At 69.8% G+C, this 4,726-nt stretch carries 5 protein-coding genes; all 5 read right to left on the bottom strand.

The features are described from left to right. The coding region (pspAB, locus tag ACNFOC_RS51135; RefSeq protein ID WP_416965823.1) for a PspA-associated protein PspAB at positions 1-584 on the bottom strand (584 nt) is incomplete at its 3' end. A 16-nt stretch (positions 585-600) separates the two neighbouring features. Next, complete coding sequence (gene htpX / locus ACNFOC_RS51130; protein WP_416965822.1) at positions 601-1,524, bottom strand: zinc metalloprotease HtpX; 924 nt, start codon at positions 1,522-1,524, stop codon at positions 601-603. A gap of 152 nt (positions 1,525-1,676) precedes the next feature. After that, entirely contained in the window at positions 1,677-3,002 is a 1,326-nt protein-coding gene (locus tag ACNFOC_RS51125) for a hypothetical protein (protein WP_416965821.1), read from the bottom strand. Between the two features lie 2 nt (positions 3,003-3,004). After that, positions 3,005-3,265 (bottom strand): SCO2583/SCO2584 N-terminal domain-containing protein, encoded by a 261-nt coding sequence (locus tag ACNFOC_RS51120; RefSeq protein WP_416965820.1) that lies wholly within the window; start codon positions 3,263-3,265, stop codon positions 3,005-3,007. Positions 3,266-3,372: 107 nt separating this feature from the next. Then, positions 3,373-4,726, bottom strand: a 1,354-nt coding sequence (locus ACNFOC_RS51115; protein WP_521987050.1) for a WD40 domain-containing protein, incomplete at its 5' end; no start/stop codon positions are given.

Below are 4,726 nucleotides of genomic sequence, written 5' to 3'. Positions count from 1 at the left end.
GGGGCGCCCCACACCGGGAACCACCGGCTCAGATCCTGCTCGATCCGCAGATCGTCGCCGAGCATCGACTTGACCTGGAGTTCCAGCGCGCTGTCGCGCCGCTGACCGTCACCGGCCAGCGGCGCGAAGGGGAAGAACGTCCCGCGCTTGTACAGATAGACCAGCGCCAGCCGCCTGCCACCGTCAGCCCCTCCGTCTTCGAACCCGGCCACCGAGCACAGCAGTTGGGGCCCGAAGCCGTTGACCTCCATCGCGCTGTTCACCGCGTGCAGATCATTGACGAGTGCCGACAACTGCTCGGGTGTCCGGCGCGAGACCAGCCACGAGTAGCCGTACTTGTCCTGCGTCAACTCCACCGGCGGCCCGGTGCGTTCGGCGTCCGCGTCCAGCAGCGCCTGGACCTCCCGGTGCGTCTGCTCGAAGGCTCCGCCCTCCACCGTGGCGAAGCACACCGCACCGCGCCCGGTCGGCCTGAACCCGGCCGCCGCCTCCAGCGTCACCGCCGCCGAGGGCAGCGCGAACAGCTGGTCGAGATCGGGAGCGACCGGTTTCGTACGACCGAGCAGGATGTCCAGCAACCCCATCCTCAGGCCTCCATCCTCAGTCCGCCTTCCCGATGCCGGGCACCGCCGCCTCGCCCAACTCGGCGGAGATCCGCCCCAGTTGGTCGAGCCGCTGCTCCAGGCTCGGGTGGGTCGAGAAGAACCGCGAGACACCGGGCTCGGTGCCGGTCGCCGGGCTGAAGTAGAAGGCGTTGAAGGCCTGCGCGGTCCGCAGGTCCTTCGTCGGGATCCGGGCGATGTCGCCGTCGACCTTGGTGAGCGCGGAGGCCAGCGCCGAGGGCTTGCCGGTGAGCAGCGCCGCCGCCCGGTCCGCCGCCAGCTCGCGGTACCGGGACAGCGCCCTGATCAGCAGGAAGCTGATCGCGTACACGGCCGCCGAGATCCCCATGATCCCCGCGAAGACGGCCAGCGTGTTCTGGTCTTTCCGCCCCCGGAAGATCTGCGAGTAGAACGCGAACCGCACCATCAGCCCGGCGAGCACCCCGAGGAACGACGCCACCGTGATCACGGCCACGTCCTTGTGCGCCACGTGCGACAGCTCGTGCGCGAGCACGCCCTCCAACTCGGCGGGCTCCAGCCGCCGTAGCAGACCGGTGGTCACGCAGATGACGGCGTGATCGGCGTTCCGCCCGGTGGCGAAGGCGTTGGGCATGTCGATGTCGGAAACGGCGACGACAGGTTTCGGCATATCGGCGACGGCACACAGCCGGTCGATCACACCGTGCAGCTCGGGATACTCCTCCCGCTCCACGATCCGCCCGTGCATCGCGTACAGCGCGATCCGGTCGGAGAACCAGTACTGCGCGACGAGCAGCCCGCCCGCCAGCACCACGACCAGCACCCAGGACTTCAGCAACACGATCAACGCGGCCACGAACGCCACGTACAACAGTCCGAGCAGGAACAGCGTCAGACCCATACGTACGGTCAACCGCCGGTCGCTCCGGAAGCGGCTCTGCATCTGCCATCACCCCGCAGTCAGGCACTCATCCCACCGCCCAGTGTGCACCCGGCCCTTCCCATGAAGTGGTCCCGATCGGCCCTAGGCGGAGCAAAAGGTCCCCGGAACACCTGAGAATCCGATGAGCGCGAGTGTGAAGGTGAGGACGCGGGTCAGCCGCCGAGCCCGGCCTCCCACAGCCGCCGCGTCAGCACGTGCTCGCTGAACAGATGCCGCGCCCGCCCGAGCAGCTCACCCACCTCGGCATCTCCGGGCGCGGCCCCCGCCTCCGGCCGCCACCGCTGCACCACCTGCGCACCCCAGGCCCGCAGCCTCTCGTCCGGATCGTCGAGCGTCGCGACGGCGGCCCGCAGCCGTACGACCCCGCCCCGCGCGTCCAGCAGCCGGAAAGCGGCGACGCGCACGTGCCGGGGCCACGCCCGGGGCCACCCGCCCGCGAGCCGTTCCATGAGTGGCCCGTCCGGCACCAGCCCGGCCGACGGCAACAGCGCGAGCGTCGCCTCGCGCACGACCCCGGGCGCCGGATCGTCGAGCAACGGCAGCAGCCGCCGTACGTCCCCGACGTCCAGCACCCGCAACCCGGCGACGGCCCGCACCCGCACGGCGGCACTCGGATGCGAGACGAGCGGCCACAACACCTCGGCGTCATCCCGCCCACCACACTCCGCGAGCCCGATCACGGCCCCCGGCACGGGCTCCGCCGCAAGGCACCAACTCCGGTACGACGCCGACGGATCACCCCCACCCTGCCGCACGACATACCGGGCACAGGCCCGCACGACACCGGACCGATCGGCAAGAAACCCCTCGGCCTCCGCCGCCCGTCCCGCCGCCCGCAACACGGTGACCCCGGCCGCCCGGGCCCGCGGATTCCGCGCCCCGAGCAGCGGCCCGAGCACCTCGTCGTAGTCCCCCGTCCTCGCCACGACGGCCAGCGCGGCATCGGCACACAGGTTCTGTACGACGGTGTCGGCGTCCCGGGCGGCGGTGCGGGCGAGTTCGGCGGGGGAGAGGAGGTTCTCCTCGACGGCGAGGCGGTGGACGAAGCGGCGTACGGCGCGGTCGGGGTGGACGAGGAGGGGCACGAGCTGCTCGCGGGCCGCCCGGCGCAGCACCTGGTCCAGCAACTCGATGGCGAAGGAACCCCGGCCGCGCCGCCCGAAGAGCAGGATCAGCGGCGCGAGGGCGAGGGCGGTGTCCGTGTCGAGGGCCTCGCGGAGCAACTCCCGCGCCCGCTCCCGCACTTGCTCGACCCAGTCGGCACACCGCACGACGACCAGCGGCAGCAACACCGGGTACCCGGCGACCTGTTGGAGCGCGGCCTCCCGGATCCTGCCGTCGTAGTGGCACAGCGCGATCGCGAGCTGAGGCTCGGCTAGCCCGGCGGGCGCGTACGGCTCGCGCCGCAACGCCTCGTCCAGCCGGAGCCACGCGAGGGGATCCCCGAGATCGATCTTCTCGCCGATGATCTCGTCCATCTCTAGTACGGCGCGCGGAAGTTGACGTACCCCAACAACACGATGACCGCGGCGACACTCCCCAGCACAATCACTGTCGATATCCACGAAGACCGCCGAGGCCCCACCCCCTCGGGCTCACCCCGGAACGGCATCGCCTCCGGCGGATTCTCCTTCCACCGCGCCGCAAGCATCCGAGCCCGCGCGGACGGCTCCTTGTTCTCGGCCCCGTCAGCCCACTTGAGGTCGAACTCCCGCTCCTCGTCGCCCTGTTGTTGTCCCATCCCCGTTACCTTTCTCGAACAACCGTGTCAGTGACGATGATCCCTGGTCCACAGGCGACCTGTGAAGCCGAATTTGCTCAGCCGCCGTTGCCCGGCCCACCGAAGCCTTACCAGGGACCTCCCCCGACGCCGCTGACCTCCCGCCGGTCAGGCCCCAGGGGCGGAACCCACAGGCGCATGCCACTGTCGCTTCCAGTCGCGAGGACACGGCCGTCAGGTGAATACGCCATCGTTCTGACCGGCTCGGTGTGGCTCGTCAGAGGCGCCCCGGTACGCGTGTTCGTGCTGGTGTTCCAGACCTGCACCGTGGTGTCCTCACTGCCCGTGGCCAGGAACCGGCTGTCCTGCGAGAAGGCGAGGGTCGTCACGGGGCCTGAATGGCCCACCAGAGGCGTACCGGATTCCTTCCTGGTCGACGCGTCCCAGAGTCTTACGGTGGTGTCCTTGCCGCCCGTGGCGAGATAGCGACCGTCGGGTGAGAAAGCCAGGGCGGTGATCGGGGTCACATGTCCGGTGACTCCTTTCCCGATTTCCTCTCCGGTGGATGGTTCGAAGAAGTGAACTCCTCCGTTTTCCTCGCCATAAGCCAGCGCGAGGGCGAGTCGGCCGCCTGGGGAGAAGACCATCGCCGTCGTGACGTAGGGCTCGTTGGACCACTTTCCGACCCGGCGCGGCTGCCCAGGATCGGTGACATCCCATACGCGTACGGTCTTTCCCGCGGCGGCCAGGTGGCATCCGTCAGGAGCGAACGCGACGGTGTGCAGGTTCTCCTGGCCGCTCAAGGCTTTGCTCACCGGGGCTCCGGTATGCGCGTCCCACAGGCGGGTGGTGCCGTTGAAGCTGCCGATCGCCAGCAGGTCCCCGTCCGGCGAGAACGCCAAGGACACGACAGAACGGTCGGGGCGTCCGCCGATTTCACTGACGGCAGCTTCCGATGGGGACTGCTCTGCGGCGAGATCCCACACCCGTACCCGCGCGTGGTGATCGGCGGCCAGGGCGCCTCCCCCCGGGGAAAACGTCAGTGCGCGTCTGCCGACCCACCGCTCCTCGTCCAGTGGGCCGATCTCCAGTCCGCGACCCTGGTCCAGGGCGTTCAGCAGCATGCGTCCGGCCAGCCCGTTGCCCGGTGAGATGTGGGGGCCGGCCGTCGAAGCGTTCGGGCCGCTCCAGCGTCGGCGGCTCCGCTGATTCGCTTCCAGCTTCTTGAGCCGCTGCCAGCGTTCACGCCACTCGGCCAACCGCTTGTCGCGGTACGGCACGAGGTCCCTGTCGTGGGCCAGCAGCACCCGGACAAGGGCCATGCAGAAGTCGTATGTGGGCACCCTCTTGCCGTTCAGGATCTCGCTGACACCGGAAGGCGACAACGGCCGGCTCTTCGGTGCGCGCTCCGCGATCTCCGCCAGCGTGGGATCACCGACCTCGATGCGGAGCTGCCGTAAGTCCGCCGCCCATGTCTCCAAC

It is taken from the genome of Streptomyces colwelliae (assembly GCF_048158785.1).
Lineage (GTDB): Bacteria > Actinomycetota > Actinomycetes > Streptomycetales > Streptomycetaceae > Streptomyces.
The sequence above is the reverse complement of the archived record's forward strand: the minus strand, read 5'-3'. Positions and strand labels throughout refer to the sequence as shown.